The organism is Methylacidiphilum caldifontis (genome assembly GCF_017310505.1).
GTDB classification, from domain to species: domain Bacteria; phylum Verrucomicrobiota; class Verrucomicrobiia; order Methylacidiphilales; family Methylacidiphilaceae; genus Methylacidiphilum; species Methylacidiphilum caldifontis.
In genome coordinates this window covers 205,616-226,055 of sequence record NZ_CP065957.1, presented here as the reverse complement: position 1 = coordinate 226,055, position 20,440 = coordinate 205,616, and the positions used below count along the sequence as shown (strand labels likewise).

Sequence of the window (20,440 nt, the reverse complement as noted above, 5' to 3'; positions counted from 1 at the left end):
AAATGCTAAAAAACTTTGGCCCCCACGATCTATCCCTATTGATTATGTAGTAGAAAATCAAAAATGGCGGGGGCTGGATTTGAACCAGCGACCTTCAGGTTATGAGCCTGACGAGCTACCAGGCTGCTCCACCCCGCGATGTCAATAAAATAAAATGGAGAAAGTTAAAAAATCAAGGTTAATTTATCAGTTCTTAAGAAATTTCTACGTCTTTGATCTTGCTAAGAATATGGTTTTTTGAGGTTACTCCAATCTGTTTTCCTTTAACCTGGCCTCCTTTAAAAATTAATAAAGTAGGAATAGACTGAATCGAATACTGGTAGGCCAGATTTGGCTCTTGATCAACATTTACCTTTACAAATTTAATCTTTCCATCAAGCTCCTTAGCTAATTCATCCAAAACGGGACTAATCATATGACAAGGACCACACCATTCAGCCCAAAAGTCGACGACTACAATCTGAGGAGATTTTAAAACTTCACTTTCGAACTCTTTTGCTGTTACATTCGGTATTAATTGAGAGGCCATGCTTTTACTCCTATTCTACTCATTTATTTAAAATATATCATAATATGCTAATACAAAATAGGTGGCTGTCAAAAGACTGACAAGAGCTGTTAATCCTATAAGGAGTCTATTGGACCGAGCAGTTGGCTCTGCCGGCTCGGTGTCTTTTTCATTTGAATGAGCCTGCTGGCTAGGATGAGATGAGGGTTGTTTTTTATCTTTTTTCTTTTCAGCCTCGACTCGATTGGTTTCATGTCGAGTAGGGTCCTCTTGTGGTTTTTTAGAATCACTAGCCGAAGGAGAATTGATCATGTTTGTGGAGATCTCAGGACTATTGGTTTTATTCTCTGGAGGGGAGGGCGAAAAGAAATGAGGAGGACTTTGTTGAACTCTCTTGTAAGCGGTGTCTGTCGGGAATGAGGATAAAGCTTCTTCTTTTCTCTGGGGCCCTGACATCTGAAAAGCAAAAGCTGGATTTGTTGGATTTGTCTTCTGAAAAGGCTGTTGGGAAAGAGGATTAAAGGGAAAATTACCCGTTTTTAAAGAGGAATGAGCTTTATTATCGTTTTTGGAAATATCACTAGGCTCTCCAGAAAGGGGCGAATAATGAGATTGTTGAGGAAAAGAAAAGCTTTGGGGATAGACTAACGGACTGTGAAGGGATGATTTGGGAATAAATGGGGTATGGATATGAACTAAAGGGCTGGACGACGGACTTTCTGGAGTCAAAGGTGTATGATTTTTTAAAGAGAAAGGAAATGAAGGATGAGGAGCAACCCCTGATGGATTAGGAAAGTGTTTTTTTTCTTTATGCTCGTTAGGACTTATGGGTAAGGGCTTACGAAAAGGAAAATTTTGAGCCATATAGCCTTAGATTGGCATTTCTCATGATATTGGTCAAATGGAAAAAAATTTCAAGTTATTTTGTTTCTCTACTTGAGTTTAAAGGGAAGAAGAAGAGTAGCTTGGGGCTTCTTTTCTTTGTTCTTTTTCTTTGAGTTGATCTAGAATTCTTTTGAATTCATCGGCATTTAAAGTCTCTTTTTCCAGCAAATGTTTCGTCACCTCTTTAAGTTCAGCATGATGGTGACGCAAGAGGGATAAGGCTCTTTGATAATTTTCTTCAAGAATTTTTTCTATCTCCAAGTCTATTATTCGTGCTGTTTCATTGCTGCATTCCTTTAAATAAGAATTATCTAGCCCTCCTAATAAGGGTTGGGGAGGGACATAGTGAGCTAGCCCAGATTTTTCTCCCATTCCATATAAACAAACCATCTGCCGTGCAATAGTGGTGGCCACCTCAAGGTCATTTTCTGCACCCGTGGTGATATCTCCATATATCAGTTCTTCAGCCGCTCTCCCCCCCATAGCAACACATATCCGATCCAGCAGTTCAGATTTCGTCATCAAGTATTTTTGGATGGTAGGCAGTTGTAAGGTATAACCTAAAGCCGATTTTCCTCGAGGGACAATACTAATTTTTCTTACAGGTTCAGCATGTTCACAATAGTAAGCGGTAAGGGCATGACCGACTTCATGATAAGCTACCCTTTCTCTTTCTTTCTCGGATAAAATGCGACTCTTTCTTTCGGGACCCGCTATAACCTTCTCCATCGCTTCTAATAGGTCGATTTGTTCAATACTTGAAGATTTTCTCCGTGCAGCCAAAAGAGCTGCTTCGTTAAGCAAGTTAGCCAGGTCAGCTCCTGAGAAACCCATGGTTGCTTGCGCTATTTCTTTAAAATCAATATTTGCTGACAAGGGTTTACCTCGTGCATGAACTCTTAAGATCGCTTCACGCCCATTTGCATCTGGTAAATCCACCACAACTTGCCTATCGAATCGACCCGGCCGGAGTAGGGCTCGGTCTAGAATTTCTGGCCTATTGGTTGCAGCTAGCACAATAATGCCTTCATTAGGATCAAACCCATCCATCTCTACAAGAAGTTGATTGAGTGTCTGTTCATGTTCATCTGACCCTATCTGAATTCTGACGCCTCGTTGCCTTCCAATTGCATCAAGCTCGTCAATAAAAACAATACAAGGGGCCTTGGATTTAGCTTGGCCAAAAAGATCACGAACCCGTGCAGCACCAACACCCACGAACATTTCGACAAATTCACTCCCACTTATTGAGAAGAAGGGAACCTTCGCTTCTCCTGCGACCGCTTTGGCTAACAATGTTTTTCCTGTACCAGGAGGACCCACAAGCAACACTCCCTTGGGAATCTTTGCTCCTAAAGCCCTATATCGAGAAGGATTTTTCAAAAAGTCAACGACTTCCTGTAACTCATACTTTGCTTCATCACAGCCGGCTACATCAGCAAACGTTACTCCTGTACTTTCGTCTACAAGAAGCCGAGCCCTGCTTTTGCCAATGTTAAGCAAAGAATATCCTGCTCCCCCTCCACCAACAAATCGCGCAAGAACAAACCATACAAGAAAGAAAATAAGAATGGGAACGACCCAAGAAAAAAGAATTTGAGAAAGTAAACTTGGTTTTACACTTCCATAAACTACCCCAGCCGCTTGCAGTCGTTTGACAAGGTCAGGATCATCAACTCGGACAGTTGAAAAAAGACCAATCTTAGGAGGTTTTCCCTTTTCTTCAGGTTTGCTAATAAGCATCTTTCCATATATTTCATCGGGAGTGATTTTACATTCTATGATCTCCTTTTGATTTAATTTGTTAAGGAACTCGCTATAGGGAATTGTTGAAACGGTAGCTTTATGTAGGCTTTCCTGCCAAATCCAAACTAGAAAAAGGGCAATGCCTATTTGGATTAAAAATCTGACGTAAGGAAAGGGAGGTTCATTATTTTTTTGTGGAGGTAAATTTCTTTTGGTAGTAGAAAGTTTCATCTTTTAAAGGGAATGAGAAAGAAGCTAAATAAGAATCCCACTTTTTGAAATATAAAATCTTACGGAAAACTTATAAAGAAGTAATTTTCAAGACTTCAAGAAAGAAAATAATTTCTCTGTTTTTCTGAAATCGGCATTCCCAATTTTTCCATCGCTGTGAGGAGATCTTCCCATACTTTTCTTTTATTTGGTAAGGAGGGGTTATGAAGGAGAAAAGAAGGATGATAAGTGGGGATAAGGATGGCTCCATGAAAATCAAAACACCGGCCTCTGACCTCACTGATTTTTACTCCAAATTGCTCCGTAAGCCCTTCATAGGCTGTAGCACCTAGGGCAACAATGACCTTGGGTTTGATCAGTTTTATTTGAGAAAGAAGATAAGGTAGGCATCTAGACATCTCGTCTGCTGTGGGTTTTCTGTTTCCCTTTTGTCCTTTAGGTATGTCAGGTCTACATTTCAAAACATTGGCTATATAGACTATTTCACGAGAAAGTCCCATAGCTTTGATCATCTTCGTCAAAAGCTGGCCTGCAGGTCCAACAAAGGGCTGTCCCTGCATGTCTTCTTCAGCCCCTGGAGCTTCCCCTACAAACATCAACTGAGCATAAGGATTTCCCGTCCCAAAAACAGTTTGAGTTCTAAAAGAAACAAGATGCGGACAATTTCTACAAGCTTGAACTTTGTTTTCCAACAACAATAATTCTTCAGTCAATTTTTCCTTCGAAAGATTTTGCGACAGTGAAGAAGCTTTTTTTAATGTAGAAGGGGGCATTTCTTTCTGGTCACTCTTTTTCGATCCTTGAGCTATGTTTTCTTTGCTAAAATGGGGTAATCGAGGAAGATAAAGATGAGAGAAACCAAGAAATCTCAATATCTCTAAGTATTTATAAAGAGAAGGAACAATCTTTCCATGAGAAATTTTTTCCATAAAAAAATTGAAAAGCCTCTTGAAAATCTTGTGGAAGAGGAGCAACAAATTCAACTCTTTTTCCACTCCTTGGGTGCATGAACTTAAGAGCATAGGCGTGCAATAGTAAGGCAAAAGGGTATTTTCTTACTCCTTTACCATATAAAGGATCGCCAATAATAGGAAAACCCAAATAAGAAAGATGAACCCTTATTTGATGAGTCCTGCCAGAGATAGGTTCGCATTTAAGTAAAGAGGCTTGATCGGAAGCAAAAAGAACAGTAAAAGAGGTTTTCGAACTCTTCCCCTTGAACTGATGGACAGCCATTTTTTTCCTATCGGAAGCATGCCTGTTAATATTTGATTCGAACGTATAATAAGGGTAGGGAAAGCGGTTTTTACATAAACAGATATATACTTTATGAACAGTTCTTTGCGAAAACTGCAAAAGAAGAGATTTTAAGGCTTCCTCAGTTTTTGCGATAACCATTACTCCAGAGGTATCTTTATCCAGTCTATGAACAATCCCTGGGCGTAAAAGAGAGGATCCAGGCAATAACTGTCCATAACGGAAGATAAGAGCGTTAACTATTGTCCCTGTCCAATGGCCACAAGAGGGATGAACAACCATGCCTCGTTTTTTGTTAAGCACAAGAATGTCTTCATCCTCAAAAAGCACATCAAGAGGAATTTTTTCAGCTTTAGGAAGAGGAGCAATTTCTTCGTTGAATCCCCCCAAGATTTCGATCTCTTCGATGCCCCGAATTCTATGCGAAGGCTCCAAAACAGATCCATTTTTTAAACGGAGAGCCCCGCTTAGGATTTTCTTTTTAACTTTGTTTCTTGAAACATTGAGGAGTGAAGAAAGAAAAAGATCAATTCTTTTCCCCACCCCTTTTTCTATTTCTGCTTTTGGAATGGATAAGCTGTTTACATCATCCATGAAACTATTCGACAAACAATCAGAAGGAAAGGGACTAAGATTCAGTCAATTTTTCTTCTTGTAACTCCATGACATCTAAATCCCCATCATCTCCGATTGCTTCTACCGGACAACCCTCCTTTGCTTCCCTGCATTGTTCCTCTTCCTCAGGAGTTTCGGGTTGTTTATAAACGTAAGAATGCCCGCCATCATCATTTCTTTTAAAATTTGCGGGTGCGGTTTCCCTGCATAAATCACAATCTATGCATTGTGTATCAACGTAATATTTTCCAAAGACATTATCTGGATATTTATTAATTCTATCAGCCATCTTAACCTCAATTTTATTCTCTACTTTCTATTTGTATTTAGTAGATAATTGTGTTGTTTGCAATCAAAAAAAATCTTTTAGGTTTTATATAGATAAAAGAGTAAAAGATTCAATTAGAAAAATAATCGAGACCCATTTCTTCCTTTTTATTTTTTGTTAAAGCTTGAAAAGTCAAGACAAACTCCTCATAGAAAACAAAAGATAATGGTTAAATTAAAAAAAAATGATTGTTTTTATTACAGGGACCGATACAGGTGTAGGCAAGACAACATTCAGTTGTGAATTGGTTAAATATTGGAGATCAAGAGGATATAATGCGATTGGATTAAAACCCATTTCTACGGGTGGAAGAGAAGATGCCCTAAGACTATGGGAAGCCTCAGGAAAAACTATGACCCTAGATGATATTAACCCTTTTCATTTTTCTCAACCCATAGCTCCTGCTATCGCTGCGATCCTTGAAGGTAAGGAGATCTTGCTTGAGGAGACAAAAAAATCGATTTCATTAATAACAAATGCCTATAGTCATGTTGTGATTGAAGGGATTGGAGGATGGTTAACTCCACTTTCGAAAAAATGGCTTCTGAGAGATCTCGTTCAATCTTTGCGTTGCCCAGTCATTTTAATTGCTCATGTTAGGCTTGGATTTCTAAATCACACTTTTTTGACCATAGAAAGTATATTAAAGGCCGCTGTTCCTCTAATAGGACTGATATTGAATCGTTATGCAAATTTAGCTATTTCTCCTATGGCTGTGGAGCTGATAGAAGACCGTTACCATATACCGACTGCATTTATGGACAATCTAAAAGAAAGCTCCTTTCATTACCCTCAATGGTTAGATCAAGCGGTTGCACAATAACCAAAATATTTTTTTTCTTCTATAATTTCAACCGCTCGTACTGGAACGAATTCCTTCCATCGGGGATCCCCTCTCTTTATATATTCGGTAACTTCCTTGGGAGAAAAAGATTTCGGCGGAGGACGAAGAGGATGGAGAGGAACAACTTGGTTTGATTCCAAAAGGTAGTTGTAAATGTGCTTAATGGGTCCTTTGATCTCAAGATTTTCCGCTGTAATGAGTTGGTTTGTCTGGACGTCAAAAGTGGGATAGACATAGAGCTTTATTTTCTTTTTAAAAAGCCTACCCATCGCTTCCAATATCCCCCCCTCGACATAAGAATAATATTTTTCATTAAAAAGCTCTTGCAAAAGAGGAATACCCAGAACTAAACCGATAAGATTTTTGGTGAAACGGTTTAAATAGGTAGAAATTTCGTAAAATTCCGCATAATTAGATATCAGTACATGTTGTTTTAAGGCACAAAGAAGATCTATTCTTTGAATAAAGTTTTCTTTATCGATTGTACCCATTTCAGTCAAAAGATTTCGTGTGGTGATTTCCATGAGTTCTATTTTAGGTACATCCGTGATTTCTGGTTCCTGCAAAAACCGAGCTCTGGCTACTTCCATCATCTCCATGTTAAGATTAGTTACCGGTTCAAATCTTCCTCTTTCGATCAATACGGCTTTTTTATAGAGAAGGTCAGAGGGTTGAACGGTCTTCCCATTTGGAGTAAAGAGAATGACTTGACTCAGTCCAGAGACAATCAGTTGTAGATTGAGTATTCTAGAGTCAAGATTGTTAAAAAGTGGGCCACTAGCCTCAATCAAATCCACCTCTATTTTTCCTGGGGCAATATTATCCATAAGCGACTCAATGAGAAGAACAGGATCCTGATTGTAGTAGAAAGCCCCATAAATTAAATTAACTCCTAAAATCCCCAAGGTATCTTGTTGTTGCAACCGTTCCTGCTCTAAAAATCGGACATGAACAATAATATCGTTACATTTTCCCATAGGTTCGTCTTGAAAACGAACCCCTAACCAACCATGGCAATCTATGCGCTGTTGATAGCCTTGAATAGTTACTGTATCAGCAAAAACAAAAAAATGAGTATTTTTGCCCCTCTTTACTTGTAGTCTGTCAATTAAGAGATCGTATTCATGATCCAACATTCTTAACAATCTTTCTTGGCAAACATATCGTTCAGTTGGACCATAAATCGCATCACTAACCGTCATGTCATAAGCAGAAATGCTCTTGGCAACTGTTCCCGCTGCACCCCCCACCTTAAAAAACCATCGTACAACTTCTTGTCCTCCACCAATTTCTGCAAATGTTCCATATTTCTGGGAATCGAGATTAATCTGGAGGGCCTTATGGTGAGTGGTGGGAGACGATTTGTCCATGACTAATGATAATGTACATAGCCAAATTAAAATTCAAAAATTATTGCTAAATTTGGCCTTTTGACCAAGTGCGCGGGCTTGCCCCGCCGCTTGGGGCGGGGAAGGATAGCGCGGAGGGCGTAGCCGTCCTTGGGTTCAGTGTGGCGTCTGCAGCTGCTCTGGTGTACTGGCGCACGATGGAAATCGGCGCACCGCCACAGCTTGAAGCGAAGTACGACGGCGACCACAGCACGCCTTTCCAGTAACGCTTCTGAATGTCGGGCCGCTCCTTGCGCAGCAGCCGGCTGGATACGCCCTTGAGACTGTTCACCAGGTTGGAGACGGCGACCTTGGGTGGATATTCCACGAGCAGATGGACGTGATCGTCCTCGCCGTCCATCTCGACGAGTTGCGCCTCAAAGTCGGCACAGACCTTGGCGAAGATCGTGCGCAGCCGGTTGATGGCGTCGTCGTCGAACACTTTGCGGCGGTATTTCGTCACGAAGACCAAATGGACGTGCATCTTGAAGACACAGTGCCGTCCATGTCTTATATCTTGATTTTGCGCCATAGGCTCAGTATAATGTTTCCATGCTTATCCGCCAAGCCTTCAAGTACGAATTGATGCCAAACGGCCAGCAAGAGCGGCAAATGTGCCGCTTCGCTGGCTCATGCCGGTTCGTCTACAACAGGGCGCTGGCGTTGCAGAAGGAGCGCCACGAGCGAGGCGAGAAAAAACTTGGCTACGCTGGGTTGTGCAAGCTGCTCACCGAGTGGCGCAACAGCGCGGAAACGGCATGGCTCAAGGACGCTCCGGTGCATCCCTTGCAACAATCCCTCAAAGACCTGGAGCGAGCCTACGCCAACTTCTTTGCCAAGTGGGCTGGTTTCCCACGCTTCAGGAAGAAAGGCATGTCGGATAGCTTTCGCTACCCCGACCCGAAGCAGATCAAGCTGGAGCAGCACAACAACCGCATCTTTCTGCCCAAGCTCGGCTGGCTGCGCTACCGCAACAGCCGGGAGCTGCTCGGTGTAGTCAAGAACGTCACCGTAAGCCAGTCATGCGGTAAGTGGTACGTGAGCATCCAGGCCGAGCGGGAGGTCGAGCAGATCGTCCCGCAAGGGGGTACGGTTGGCATCGACATGGGGATCGCCCGCTTCGCTACGCTTTCGGATGGCACGTTCTACGCCCCGCTCCACAGCTTCAGGCGGCATGAGATGGCGTTGGGCAAGGCGCAGCAGTCATTGAGCCGCAGGGTCAGATTCAGCAACAACTGGAGGAAGGCAAAAGCAAGAGTTGGGCGCATCCACGCACGCATCGCCAATGTCCGCCGCGACTTCCTCCATAAGACCTCGACCGCGATCAGCAAAAACCACGCTGTAGTCTTCGTCGAGGACCTGCAGGTACGGAACATGTCCGGGTCGGCGGCGGGCACCATCGAGGCTCCAGGCCGAAACGTTTGGGCCATGTCCGGCCTGAACAAGTCGATCCTGGATCAAGGTTGGTTCGAGTTCGGTCGCCAACTGGACTACAAGCTGGCATGGCGGGGCGGCCGGCTGATCACCGTGCCGCCGCAGAATACGAGCCGCGCCTGCCCGTGCTGCGGACACGTTTCGGCGGACAACCGCCAGACGCAGGCCCGGTTTGCGTGTGTGGAATGTGGTTTCGAGGACAACGCCGATGTGGTCGGTGCAATCAACATCCTATCTTGCGGGATGCAAATGTTGCGGGACGAAGGGCAGGACACGCTGCACGCTTGCAGCGGGATGGCGCAAGCCGTCAGCCCGGATGGCCTGTGGATCGAACCGCGCTGGCGGTCGGAAGCAGGAACCCACCGAAGCGACCCAGGAGAGGCACCATGCCACCCCTGAGCGCCGTAGGAATCTCCGGCCTTCAGGCCGGGGAGGATGTCAATGTTCTTCGTTACATTAATCCAATATTTTTTAACTCGATGGTAAACTATGATCCTTAAAGAAAAAAAAAGAGAATATTTTGGTCGTCCTCTACAATTTGAAGAATTGGATTCAAATCCTCTCCAGCAATTCGTCAAATGGTATGAGCAAGCCTTGGAGACAGAACATTTCGAACCTAATGCTGTGGCACTTGCCACTTCTGATCTTAAAGGAGAAATCCGGGTACGCTATGTTCTTCTTAAGGCTGTGGATGAAAATGGTTTCCTTTTTTTTACAAACTACTTGAGTATTAAAGGAAAACATATAGAAGAAAACCCTAAAGCCTCTTTTGCTTGTTTTTGGCCAACCCTTTATAGGCAGGTTTGTGTAAGTGGAAAATGTGAAAAGACAAGTCCTGAAATATCGCTTCATTATTTTCAGACAAGACCTTTTCTCAGTCAAATAGCCGCCTATACCTCTCCTCAAAGTCAACCCGTTCCTAAAGAAAGGGCTTATCTAGAAGATCTCTTTAATCATAACCGGGGCCAATTTGAATCGGAGCATGTCCCCATGCCTGAAAACTGGGGTGGATACTGGCTTGTGCCCGAAAAAATAGAATTTTGGCAAGGAAGGGAAAATCGCTTTCATGACCGATTTCTTTACTCGAAAGAAGCAAATGGCCAATGGAAAATTGAAAGGCTGGCTCCTTAAAAAGATCGAAAGAAATTTTATTTTATGATTGACAAAAATTTTTCTATTAAGTTCTTCTATTATAAATAATTCTTCAGTTTTAGCTATGAAAGTTATTGGTACTCTAACATTTTTAAAATTAATTATTATGAAAAAAAATTTTTACAAAGGTGTTCTTCTCGGTATAGCCTCTCTTTTTTTAAGTTCTTCTCTCTTTGCTCAAGACGCGATGAAAGAAGGGAAAAAATTTTATGATATGAATTGTGCGGCTTGCCATCAACCTACGGGAACAGGGGTTCCTGGAGTGTATCCTCCTTTGTCTGGAACGAAAATCGTCAATGGAGGATCAAAAAGAGTTGTGGCTATTATTCTTAATGGTCTCCAAGGACCTTTTAAAGTAGATGGCACCCAATACAATGGGGTTATGCAACCCTGGAAAGCCATATTATCTGACGACCGTATTGCTGCAGTGGCTACTTATATAAGGCAATCTTGGGGAAATAAAGGAACACCGGTAACTGTCGAACAAGTTAAGGCTGCCAGGGAGGAATATAAATCAAGAACAGCTCCCCTCAGTGAAGCGGATGTTAATGCCATTCCTGACGAAGATATTAAGCCTTAAGCCCAGCTTTACGTTAGAAAGAAATAGCCTTTGGATTGCATTTGACACGTTCTTGGGTTACAAGCTCCACTGGTTGGGGGGGTGGCTGGGGACCGTATCGGCCCCGTACACGAGCCAGACTTGTCCGGTGCCGGAATGCGGACATGTAAGCCAAGCGAATCGGTCGAGGCAAACGACATTCCGTTGCAAGAGGTGCGGGTATGAGGGCCATGCCGACACAGTGGGAGCGATGAACACATTAAGGGCTGGACTGGCCCGGATCGCCTGTTCTCCGGTGTAGCGCCGGGGAGTCGGTTGTTCGACCGATCCAAGAGGTGCAACAAGGCCCCTGGTGTCAGGAAGGAATCTTCCGCCTTCAGGCGGGGGGAGGAGCTCAACTTAGGGATTGGACTATGCAAAACGAGAATTTTCAGCAGAATTGCTGTGTTCGTTTATTAAAAACCGATTTTTCAGTTGATTAGATCCAATTCCTTCGCTTGTGACTGCAGTATAGACTAAACACCTCAGTCTACGCAAAGCCCATGATCCTTGCAGAGAAGATGGAACAGGTTTTCATGGAGCTTTTTCTGCTGAGAGACGGAAAATTCCCAGAACCCATCATGAGCACAATTGAGAAGTTTCAGAACTTACTAAAGAAGCTTTTCCAGTTTGAGTCTTCGGATTTAGACTTCGGGATCTATCGTATTTTGAATTATAAACGAGATAAAGTTGAGAAGTTTATTAATGAGGACCTTAAAGAGAAAATTGAAACTGCCTTTGCCAAACATAAAGATGAAAGATTAACCAATATAAATCAAAATCTTAAAAAGCTGAAAGAAAGGGTCATTCAAGCATTAGGAGAAGATGCGTTTAGTTCAACTGGAGAACTGAAAGAAGCGTTTTGGAATAGACCAATCGGAAGAGAGTATCTTTCGGTAAAAGCACAGAAGGAAGAGGCTGAGACTATCGACGAAATCAAATTACAAGTTTTCAATGATCTCTATAACTTTTTCTCCCGATACTATGAAGAAGGCGATTTTATCCCTCATTACCGCTATTCAATAAAAGGGCATAAGTATGCTATTCCTTATAATGGCGAAGAGATCAAGCTCTACTGGGCAAATTCAGAGCAGTATTACACAAAAACAGGCCTTCTTTTCAGAGATTACATATTCAAAGCAAATAATTACAAGGTTATCTTCCGTATAGTTTCAGCCAAAGAAGAGCTTGCTTCCAACAAAGCCACAAAGCAAAGGTTTTTTATTCTTGATAATATCATTGAAGATAAAAACTTAATCATCTGTTTCCAATATAGAGAGCTTACTGAAGTAGAAGAAAAGGATTATGGGATAGAAAGCGGAAACAACACTGTAAAACAAGAGAAGATCAACCAGAAAACTTATGAAGAAACATTAAAGAAAGTTAAAGATGTTATATTAAAGGGGGTCCTTGGAAAGGAATATAACATTGAAAATAAAACCCCTTTTCTTCTTTATCAGTTAAACAGGTTTACTGCTAAAAACACAAGGGATTATTTCATCCACAAAAACCTAAAGAAATTTCTCTCTGACCAGCTGGACTACTTTATAAAAGCTGAGGTTTTGGACATAGAGACACTGGAAAAAGAAAGATTTTTAGATAAGCACCTAACCCGTGCCAAAGTAGTGCGGGAAATTGGCCAGAATGTAATTGATTTTCTCTCTCAGATTGAAAATTTTCAAAAGAAATTATGGGAGAAAAAGAAGTTTGTCTTGAAAACGGAATATGTAATTACGACGGACCGGCTACCCGAGGAATTTTATGACAAGATATGGGACAATACGGAGCAGAAAAAAGAATGGGACGATTTGGGCTTTGAAATACCTAAAGAAAAAGGGGATTTAAGGCAAAGTAAACTCCCTATTGATACAAAATACTTCAGTCAACAATTCAAAGAAAAACTTCTTGAGAAGCTTACTGAGAATGACAACTTAGATGATTTGCTCGATGGGTTACTGATAAAATCCGAAAACTGGCAGGCATTGAATTTACTTCAAGAGAAGTATAAACAAAAGGTTCAGACGATTTATATTGATCCTCCATATAATACAGGAAGTGATGGTTTTTTATATAGAGATAAATATCAACATTCAAGCTGGCTCTCGATGATGGAAAATAGGCTAGGGGTGGCAAGGGAGTTGTTGAGGGAAAATGGAGTTTTTTTTGTGAGTATTGATGATAATGAAGTAAACAATTTAAGAATTATAACGTCTGCATCATTTAAAGAAATTGAAATTATAAAAGTCAAAATGAGGGAGCCATCACGGCAATTAGCTCAAAAATCGTTATTCCAGAAATCAATAGAATATTGCTTATCCCTTTCAAAAGGAACTAAACCATCTATTCAACTTCGTAGAATAGAATATGAATTTAAAGAGTACAGATACAAAATTATTGAAAAAACTAAGCCTAATAGAGTATTTAACATAGGCAAGTATAAAATAGAAGAATTTTTACCTGGTCAGTATGAAATTCTAGAAATATCTGATATAAAAGACCCTTGGATAGCAAAAGCTATATCAATCAGGGGAAAGATCAAAACCGCACAATTTACAGGCAAATTCTATGAGGAAAATTTAAGACCTTTTTTTGAAAAGGAAAAAAATTATGACGTTCTTTATAAAGTATATGGAATAGGCGATGATGGTTTTGGTTTTAGATATATAAAAAATCCAAGTCAAAAAACAATAAATGCAGTATATTATCAAGGAGTACCAATTAATGTTAGAAAGTCATTAGATAATCCGATAAAAGAAATTTCATATTACGATTATTATGATTTTGAAAAGGAAATGAATAACGAAAGTAAATTTATTAGAGATATGGAATTGATACCCATTATCTCAATAAAACCCGTTGAGTTTATAGAATTCCTATTAAGCATGGTTAAAACAAATAAAGAAAATATTATTTTAGATTTTTTTGCTGGTTCGGGTACAACAGCTCACGCTGTTATGAAACTTAATAAAAAAGATGGAAACAAGAGAAAGTTTATTCTTGTAGAAATGGCAGATTACTTTGATACAGTTATTATTCCAAGAATTAAGAAGATAGCTTGTTCTTTTAATTGGGAAGATGGACATCCCCAAGATACAAATGGACCCGGAGTATTTTTCAAATACCACATTCTTGAGCAATACGAAGACACACTGGATAACATTGCACTTATAGAAAATCAAAAAATAGAAGACCTTTTCAAAGATGAGTATCTTTTGAAATACTTTCTTGATTATGAAACAAAAGAAAGTCCATGTCTTCTAAACATTGAAAATCTAAAGAAACCTTTTGATTATAAACTTAAAGTCAATCTTCAAGAGGTAGGTGAACCAAGAGAACAAATAATAGATATTCCAGAAACTTTTAACTATTTTTTAGGAATAAAGATCAACAAAATAAAAACAAGAGAAAACAATAATAGAAAGTACATGTTTATTGGTGGCGAGAAAGAAGGGAAACATGTTGCTATTGTTTGGAGAGAATACGATGATTTTTGGAGTAACGATGATTTTAAGAAAGATAAAGAATTTATTATTCAAGAGCTTGACCCTTGGGCACCGCAGATTCTCTATATAAACGGGCAGAGCGTTTTAACTCCTCAACTTGGAAGACATACAGTAGAAATTCGTTACATTGAACCAGAATTTAAGAAAATGATAGAGTGAAGACTGAGATTGAAAAGTATCATGTATTAAATAAATACATTTTTTCTCTTCTTGGCATCAATGATTTTAGAGATTTACAGCAGAAGTTGCAAGAGCAGTTAAAGGATGTTTCTGTTGGAGCAGGCAATATTATCCGATTACTTGATAATCTTAGGAAAGACAAACTATCCGAAGCTGATCTTCTTAGATACAACTCAAACATTCAATCCTATGTAGAAGCAATAAACAAATACAGGCGTGAGCTCATTTCTCTAAAATATTTTCAATACCTAGCAGTGCTTTTTACCGATATTGTCTTGGATAATCTGAAGAATAAAAAAAAAGAGTTTTTGGCTGAGTTGAATGAATTTTTGAAGAGCTATAAACAAAAGCAGGATATTGAAATCATAGACGAATTTACTGAAAAAGATTTAAACAAACTTGCTTTTTGGATGGCAACGGGCTCTGGCAAGACATTGATAATGCATATCAACTATTACCAATTTTTGAGATATAAAATTTTTTCTCCAGAGAGTATTCTTCTTATCACTCCAAATGAAGGGCTTTCAAAACAGCACTTCGAAGAATTACGCAAAAGTGGAATTCCTTGTCAACTTTATTCAGGCAGTTTCAGCTGTGACTTTAGAAATGATAATCAACTTCTAGTCATAGAGATTACCAAATTTGTCGAGGAAAAGAAGGGGGATGGGCTGACGTTATCGGTTAGTTCGTTTGAGGGTAGAAAACTTATTTTTGTAGATGAAGGGCATAAAGGTAAAAGAGAAGAGCAAAAGTGGGCAGCAATTAGAAATAAGCTTGCCGAAAATGGCTTTGTTTTTGAATACAGTGCTACGTTCGGGCAGATTTTAAGTGAGAGAAATCAACAGACACTTCGTGAATACGCCAAATCTATCCTTTTTGACTATTCTTATAAATACTTTTATCTCGATGGATATGGTAAGGACTTTTCTGTTTTAAATGTGGGACAGCCAAAAATCTCGGATCAAGAATTCCAAGAGATAATGTTTGTAGCAAATCTTTTGTCTTTTTATGAGCAGCTCTTGGTATATGAGCAAAATAATAATTTAGCTAAAGAGCATAACATTGAAAGGCCTCTCTGGATTTTTGTTGGAACAACAGTCACTGGAAAGGAAGGCAATTCAGATGTTATTCAGATTCTTGAACTCATAAACAAGGCTATCAAATATGAAGATTGGCTTAAGAAGAGCGTAAATGATATTTTACAAGGAAATACAAAGCTAAAAAATGAAGAAGGCTTGGATGTATTTAGCGATAAATTTACGTACCTCAAAAGCAGAAGAGTAAATATTGATGACTTATATCGCAAGGTTTTCTGTGGAAGGGGAAGTTTATGTATATATGAACTTAAAAATAGCGAGGGAGAACTTGGGTTAAAGATCTCTGAGAAAGAATATTTCGGAGTTATAAATATCGGTGATGTCTCTGGGTTTAAGAAGCAGCTAGAGAAAGATGGAATTTCTATAGAGCAGGATGCAATATCAACTTCTCTTTTTGAGGATATCAAAAGAGAAGGCTCAAAGATCAATCTACTCATTGGAGCCAAGAAGTTTATTGAAGGATGGGATAGCTGGCGTGTTTCCTCAATGGGGCTTCTCAATATTGGTACAGGGCATGGACCTCAGATTATTCAGTTGTTTGGAAGAGGAATAAGATTAAAAGGTAAAGGAATGTCTCTTAAGAGAAGCAAGAGAAACGAAATCCACCCATTAGAGACGCTCAACATTTATGGCATTAAAGCTGATTATCTGAGTAAATTTTTAGAGGCAATACGGAGGGAAGATGTAGAATTTGAGACTATTCAAATACCTATAGAGCCTTTGCATGAAAATAGGTGGAGAACACTTTACATATTATCCAAAGATAAGAACAAAAAGTTTGAGGAGGAAAAAGTTCTAAAGTTCGATATTGACGATAAAATTCGCTTCTCAATTGATCCTCTTCCAAAAGCCTCAGTATATTTATCATCAGAGAGAAAGGAAGGGAAAATTACAAAAGAGAAGATAAAAGAAAATGTTCAGAGCTCGAAATTTCCAGCTGATAAAATGGATATACTTGATTGGGATAGGATATGGCAGGAGGTTTGTGAAATTAAAGTTGCCAAAGGTTACTGGAATTTGGTTTTGGATAGAAACGGACTAAAAAGATTACTTTTATCAAATAGGTTCAAAGTAATAGGGCTTCCAGATATTTTTGATATCAAAAGGAAGGAGGATTTGCTACGTGTCGAAGAGATTGCTCTTTTGGTTATAAAAAAGTATCTGGACTTGTTCTATGAAAACCATGCTAAGCGCTTTGAGACAGAAAACCTATATTACACTACTATTGGAACACAATCGCCTTTGTCTGCTCTTGAGAAAGAGTATGGCTATACAATACAAATAGATAAAACTAAAAGAAAAAATGATCTGATTACGGGTATAAAAAAACTGGCCAAGGATTTAATAGAACTGTTTAATGACGATGATAAACTTCTGCCAAGGATCTATTTTGATCGCCTCCTCTATGTGCCCATATTGCTTCAGAACAAGAACATAGACAAAATTTCTCCAGTAGGATTGGTGGACAGTGAGTATAAGTTTGTAAAAGGTTTGAGGGAATATTGGAATAATAACCAAGACAAATACATGGGTGTTGAGATATATCTTCTTAGAAATTACCCATTCTCTGGCGTGGGTTTTCAACTGCAGTGGGCAAAATTTTATCCAGATTTTATTATGTGGGTAAAAGAGAATAATAAACAAACAATCGTCTTTATAGACCCAAAGGGATTAATTCACAGCAAGGGATTACACGATGAAAAAATACAGTTTTCAAAAGAAATTAAGGATATAGAAAAGGGGCTTAAAAATAGCAATATTCAATTGGAATCATTTATACTCTCTGTCACTTCCTATGATGAATTGGTTAAAGGAAGAAACAACCCGCCGACTCAAAAAGAATATGAAAATAACCATCTCTTATTCTTGGATGATAATAGCTGGTGTGAAAAGTTGTTTACCTGTTTGAAAATGGCGTAAACATCACTGTATAATAATTAGCTCTCTCGATATATAATTTACTTATTGCAAAGCTTAAAGAGTCTTGAATTGCTCTGGAATCAACTAGACAACGAGTTTGGAATAGTCACCAAGGTGGATTTTATGAAAAGAATTTCAAAAGATTGAACAAAAAAATTAGAGAACAAATAATCAAAACTGAACTTTTGTTACAGATTTCATCTAGATTTATGATCTTTTTTTAGCTCTTTTCCAATGTTGTTATTTGTTTTAGAGGATGGAAATAGCTTTTTTTTTGCTTGAGCCTTAGATCCTTGATTTTTCATAACCTTTATTTTTTCAGATTTTATGGGGTGATTGGAACGATTATATCCATTTGGTTTTAACTTAGCCCGGTATCTAAAAACTCCATAAGCAGGTTCTTGTCCCCGTGCAAGAATCTCCTCAAATTGCTCTCGTTCCTTTCTAGACAAAGGAATTGAATTTTTAGAATACTTCTTTCCTTTTTCTTCTTTTTCTTCTTTTTGAACTACAAACGATTTATCTTTGACAAGAAGCCTATAACCATTGGTTTTTGTTGCCGTTTTGGCCATAATGACAGGATCAGTAGCATAAAATACAGCACTGACCCTTCCTTGTATCAATTTTTTAGAAACATAATTGAATTTTGCCCTCTGAGCCATAGCCCTAAGAAAGTCGTTAAGGCTCATATCAAAAATAACGTATGGTTTATCCTCTTCAAATGGATGTTCAAAAGGGACTTGAGGCGTGAGTTCGTTTTTTTTAAATTCAACTCCAATATCTTCTTCATTGAAGCTAGAAGAAAAATCCTGTTGATTTTGAGCAAGGCATAAACATAGAAGGCAAGAGAAAGCTAAAATAAAAAGCACTTTTCTTTTCATCTTACCGATTAATAGGGTTTTCTATGCTCTGTCCCTTGCTATGATGATTAATTTGGATTTCTCCATATACGCCATATTCATCTAGTATCACTCTAGGCCAAGGAACCCTTATTTCGGTTCCTGCCTGGTCTTGAAGAATAAGAGCGTCACATTCGATAGCGATAACTTTAATTTTTTGAAGCTGGGCTGGCGTTCTTAACAAAAAAACATCCCCGGGATGAAAAACACGGTTGCCAATAATAACCTCTTTTCCTTCCATAAATCCCTGAATGGGAATAGAAGAAGCTAGATCCGAGAGGGAACTATTTTGGTCTTCAAACGATGAACCAATCAAAAATGTTCCTTGAACAGGAAGCCCAAAAGCATCGATACCATTTGCAGGCAAAGGCACGGGTTTCGGAACTAAATGAGGTGATTTAGAACCTAATATTCCATAGCCAATACTTCCATCCTTATCGGTTGAACTGATTAGCTCGAAGTCGGTGAGCTTTACCTGTACTTGATTAGACGATTCAGAGAGTTGCCCTTCATTTATCTTTAAGAGCAAAAGAAGAAATCCTCCTAAGAACATTAAAATAAAAAGAGGATGGGAATAAAAAAAAGAAAGGATGACTTTCGGAATGTTTCCAGAATAATTTTGATTTTCAGTAGGCTTATTTTTTAAGAGATGGAGAGGGAGATAGAAGTTGGATTTTTTCATCTTTTTTTTCTCCTGCAGTTAAGGATCCAGTTTGATGTGAAGATGCTTCAAAGTCGTTGCGTCTAAAAATAAATTCGCAAAGTAGAGCACCTGTTCGTGTATCTATGCTTGGAGCAGTTAATGAAATGGATTGAAAAGAAAAATCGGGCATCTCTTGTTCACAGAAATCTAAAAAATCCACAACCGCTGCTGATCTGGCTTCAGCTTTTAATCCAATGCCCAAAGGACTTTGAAAAATGCTGACTAGTCTAAAGTCATTTCTTTTCCTTTGGAAACGAGATAAAACGTCTATGAGAATGGTTTCGGTATTTTGTTTTTTACGTGTATCATAGTCCCTTTTCAATTCACTGATTCGTTTTGCTTGGGTAGAAAATTGTTCTACATATCGTTTTGAAGCTTCATATTCTGTTTCCATGGCTTGCCTTTTGTTGACGATGGACTGGGCATAATCGAGGAGTATTCCCGAAAAAATCCAGCTCCCCATAAGCGACAAACCCAAAAAGAATAACTTGATAATTCCTATTTTCATTGGAAATCTTCTTTTAATGGTAAACAGAGTAACACAGCATTTATCAGGTTTCCTTTTTCTTTGGGTAAGAGAACGTTGCTAAACTCAAACTTGAGCTTTTTGCCTGTACTCTTCTCAAATGCCAGCGAAGCATAAGCGGTGTAAAAACCCAATGCTTCAATGCCCCCTGGATCTTCCGCTTTGACTTTTAAAGTGCACTTTGCCCGGGGACATGCTTCAGGAAATTCAAGATAAAACTGCTCAACCTGAATACCGGGTACAGATGAAAAACAGATAGAGGCAACAAAACTTTTCGGATGGATCTTATTGAGGATCTTATCAAGGAAAAGATCGTTCCACTGAAGAAGGCTAGTTATTTCATTTTTTTCAAACTTAATTTTTTCGAACTTCTTAAAATCCACTTTCCATGGATAATGGTGCAAAAGGGATAGAAATTGAAAAAAGCGGATAAAAATAATGATAATTAGAAAGAAAAAAAAGAACTGGGAGAATAGTTTTTCAGTATCGATAAGGAAAATAGGAGTTTGACTCGCCGTCTTGTCTTTTTTGTTATTCGAATGGAGATGGAGAAAAAAAAGCGAAGATAGACAAGGATGGTTTTTCTGTTCAGATCGGATTGAATCTTCTTTGGATTTCATAATACT

General features: G+C 39.1%; 18 protein-coding genes, 1 tRNA gene and 1 pseudogene. 7 read left to right on the top strand and 13 right to left on the bottom strand.

The genetic code is table 11. From position 1 onward, the window contains the following. Nucleotides 1-64: 64 nt before the first annotated feature. The 7 genes from IT6_RS01095 to IT6_RS01065 all read right to left on the bottom strand — a co-directional run bounded on the left by IT6_RS01095 (nt 65) and on the right by IT6_RS01065 (nt 5,531). Nucleotides 65-138: transfer RNA gene (locus IT6_RS01095), tRNA-Met, on the bottom strand. A 55-nt stretch (nt 139-193) separates the two neighbouring features. Beyond that, a complete protein-coding gene (gene trxA / locus IT6_RS01090; RefSeq protein ID WP_206826994.1) occupies nt 194-529 on the bottom strand; it encodes a thioredoxin in 336 nt (111 codons plus the stop codon). 27 nt (nt 530-556) lie between these two features. After that, nucleotides 557-1,372, bottom strand: coding sequence for a hypothetical protein (locus IT6_RS01085; protein ID WP_206826992.1), 816 nt, complete (start codon nt 1,370-1,372; stop codon nt 557-559). A gap of 78 nt (nt 1,373-1,450) precedes the next feature. Next, the gene (ftsH, locus tag IT6_RS01080; protein WP_206826990.1) at nt 1,451-3,370 is read right to left on the bottom strand and encodes an ATP-dependent zinc metalloprotease FtsH; all 1,920 of its coding nucleotides are present in this window, start codon (nt 3,368-3,370) and stop codon (nt 1,451-1,453) included. 95 nt (nt 3,371-3,465) lie between these two features. Then, a complete protein-coding gene (locus IT6_RS01075; RefSeq protein WP_206826981.1) occupies nt 3,466-4,299 on the bottom strand; it encodes a uracil-DNA glycosylase in 834 nt (277 codons plus the stop codon). After that, nucleotides 4,256-5,221, bottom strand: coding sequence for an RluA family pseudouridine synthase (locus IT6_RS01070; RefSeq protein ID WP_134440815.1), 966 nt, complete (start codon nt 5,219-5,221; stop codon nt 4,256-4,258). The genes IT6_RS01075 and IT6_RS01070 overlap by 44 nt, the downstream gene beginning before the upstream one ends. Nucleotides 5,222-5,255: 34 nt before the next feature. Then, nucleotides 5,256-5,531, bottom strand: coding sequence for a ferredoxin (locus IT6_RS01065; RefSeq protein ID WP_134440816.1), 276 nt, complete (start codon nt 5,529-5,531; stop codon nt 5,256-5,258). Nucleotides 5,532-5,754: 223 nt separating this feature from the next. On the opposite strand from IT6_RS01065, the gene bioD reads away from it, so the two are divergent. After that, nucleotides 5,755-6,393, top strand: coding sequence for a dethiobiotin synthase (bioD, locus tag IT6_RS01060; protein WP_134440817.1), 639 nt, complete (start codon nt 5,755-5,757; stop codon nt 6,391-6,393). Here bioD and IT6_RS01055 read toward each other — a convergent pair. Then, complete coding sequence (locus IT6_RS01055) at nt 6,375-7,784, bottom strand: TonB-dependent receptor (protein WP_206826979.1); 1,410 nt, start codon at nt 7,782-7,784, stop codon at nt 6,375-6,377. The genes bioD and IT6_RS01055 overlap by 19 nt on opposite strands. Nucleotides 7,785-7,919: 135 nt before the next feature. Beyond that, nucleotides 7,920-8,334: pseudogene (gene tnpA, locus IT6_RS01050) on the bottom strand (IS200/IS605 family transposase). Between the two features lie 20 nt (nt 8,335-8,354). On the opposite strand from tnpA, the gene IT6_RS01045 reads away from it, so the two are divergent. The 6 genes from IT6_RS01045 to IT6_RS01020 all read left to right on the top strand — a co-directional run bounded on the left by IT6_RS01045 (nt 8,355) and on the right by IT6_RS01020 (nt 17,686). Next, a complete protein-coding gene (locus tag IT6_RS01045) occupies nt 8,355-9,635 on the top strand; it encodes an RNA-guided endonuclease InsQ/TnpB family protein (RefSeq protein WP_206826977.1) in 1,281 nt (426 codons plus the stop codon). A gap of 90 nt (nt 9,636-9,725) precedes the next feature. Then, on the top strand, nt 9,726-10,367 hold the full coding sequence (gene pdxH, locus IT6_RS01040) for a pyridoxamine 5'-phosphate oxidase (RefSeq protein ID WP_206826975.1): 642 nt from the start codon (nt 9,726-9,728) through the stop codon (nt 10,365-10,367). A gap of 127 nt (nt 10,368-10,494) precedes the next feature. Next, nucleotides 10,495-10,968, top strand: coding sequence for a c-type cytochrome (locus IT6_RS01035; RefSeq protein ID WP_134440820.1), 474 nt, complete (start codon nt 10,495-10,497; stop codon nt 10,966-10,968). Then, on the top strand, nt 10,931-11,248 hold the full coding sequence (locus IT6_RS10560) for a zinc ribbon domain-containing protein (RefSeq protein ID WP_390881560.1): 318 nt from the start codon (nt 10,931-10,933) through the stop codon (nt 11,246-11,248). The genes IT6_RS01035 and IT6_RS10560 overlap by 38 nt, the downstream gene beginning before the upstream one ends. Before the next feature lie 241 nt (nt 11,249-11,489). Beyond that, nucleotides 11,490-14,648, top strand: a complete 3,159-nt coding sequence (locus tag IT6_RS01025; RefSeq protein ID WP_206826971.1) for a site-specific DNA-methyltransferase — start codon at nt 11,490-11,492, stop codon at nt 14,646-14,648. Then, nucleotides 14,645-17,686 carry a DEAD/DEAH box helicase family protein gene (locus IT6_RS01020; protein WP_206826962.1) on the top strand — a complete coding sequence of 1,014 codons (3,042 nt, stop codon included), beginning with the start codon at nt 14,645-14,647 and terminating at the stop codon, nt 17,684-17,686. The genes IT6_RS01025 and IT6_RS01020 overlap by 4 nt, the downstream gene beginning before the upstream one ends. Before the next feature lie 197 nt (nt 17,687-17,883). On the opposite strand, the gene IT6_RS01015 is transcribed toward IT6_RS01020, so the two are convergent. From IT6_RS01015 to IT6_RS01000, 4 genes are read right to left on the bottom strand one after another with little or no spacing between them, the layout of a single operon-like run. Further along, on the bottom strand, nt 17,884-18,567 hold the full coding sequence (locus IT6_RS01015) for a hypothetical protein (RefSeq protein WP_134440823.1): 684 nt from the start codon (nt 18,565-18,567) through the stop codon (nt 17,884-17,886). Between the two features lies 1 nt (nt 18,568). Continuing rightward, complete coding sequence (locus tag IT6_RS01010; protein WP_206826952.1) at nt 18,569-19,267, bottom strand: hypothetical protein; 699 nt, start codon at nt 19,265-19,267, stop codon at nt 18,569-18,571. Next, entirely contained in the window at nt 19,221-19,796 is a 576-nt protein-coding gene (locus IT6_RS01005; RefSeq protein ID WP_206826950.1) for a hypothetical protein, read from the bottom strand. The genes IT6_RS01010 and IT6_RS01005 overlap by 47 nt, the downstream gene beginning before the upstream one ends. Beyond that, the gene (locus IT6_RS01000) at nt 19,793-20,434 is read right to left on the bottom strand and encodes a hypothetical protein (protein ID WP_206826948.1); all 642 of its coding nucleotides are present in this window, start codon (nt 20,432-20,434) and stop codon (nt 19,793-19,795) included. Before IT6_RS01000 ends, IT6_RS01005 begins: the two co-directional genes overlap by 4 nt. Nucleotides 20,435-20,440: the final 6 nt, after the last annotated feature.

Bases quoted from the DNA above. Each gene is read 5' to 3' on its own strand.
- trxA (WP_206826994.1), bottom strand. From the start codon at position 529: ATGGCCTCTCAATTAATACCGAATGTAACAGCAAAAGAGTTCGAAAGT.
- IT6_RS01085 (WP_206826992.1), bottom strand. From the start codon at position 1,372: ATGGCTCAAAATTTTCCTTTTCGTAAGCCCTTACCCATAAGTCCTAAC.
- ftsH (WP_206826990.1), bottom strand. From the start codon at position 3,370: ATGAAACTTTCTACTACCAAAAGAAATTTACCTCCACAAAAAAATAAT.
- IT6_RS01075 (WP_206826981.1), bottom strand. From the start codon at position 4,299: ATGGAAAAAATTTCTCATGGAAAGATTGTTCCTTCTCTTTATAAATAC.
- IT6_RS01070 (WP_134440815.1), bottom strand. From the start codon at position 5,221: ATGGATGATGTAAACAGCTTATCCATTCCAAAAGCAGAAATAGAAAAA.
- IT6_RS01065 (WP_134440816.1), bottom strand. From the start codon at position 5,531: ATGGCTGATAGAATTAATAAATATCCAGATAATGTCTTTGGAAAATAT.
- bioD (WP_134440817.1), top strand. From the start codon at position 5,755: ATGATTGTTTTTATTACAGGGACCGATACAGGTGTAGGCAAGACAACA.
- IT6_RS01055 (WP_206826979.1), bottom strand. From the start codon at position 7,784: ATGGACAAATCGTCTCCCACCACTCACCATAAGGCCCTCCAGATTAAT.
- IT6_RS01045 (WP_206826977.1), top strand. From the start codon at position 8,355: ATGCTTATCCGCCAAGCCTTCAAGTACGAATTGATGCCAAACGGCCAG.
- pdxH (WP_206826975.1), top strand. From the start codon at position 9,726: ATGATCCTTAAAGAAAAAAAAAGAGAATATTTTGGTCGTCCTCTACAA.
- IT6_RS01035 (WP_134440820.1), top strand. From the start codon at position 10,495: ATGAAAAAAAATTTTTACAAAGGTGTTCTTCTCGGTATAGCCTCTCTT.
- IT6_RS10560 (WP_390881560.1), top strand. From the start codon at position 10,931: ATGTTAATGCCATTCCTGACGAAGATATTAAGCCTTAAGCCCAGCTTT.
- IT6_RS01025 (WP_206826971.1), top strand. From the start codon at position 11,490: ATGATCCTTGCAGAGAAGATGGAACAGGTTTTCATGGAGCTTTTTCTG.
- IT6_RS01015 (WP_134440823.1), bottom strand. From the start codon at position 18,567: ATGAAAAGAAAAGTGCTTTTTATTTTAGCTTTCTCTTGCCTTCTATGT.
- IT6_RS01010 (WP_206826952.1), bottom strand. From the start codon at position 19,267: ATGAAAAAATCCAACTTCTATCTCCCTCTCCATCTCTTAAAAAATAAG.
- IT6_RS01005 (WP_206826950.1), bottom strand. From the start codon at position 19,796: ATGAAAATAGGAATTATCAAGTTATTCTTTTTGGGTTTGTCGCTTATG.
- IT6_RS01000 (WP_206826948.1), bottom strand. From the start codon at position 20,434: ATGAAATCCAAAGAAGATTCAATCCGATCTGAACAGAAAAACCATCCT.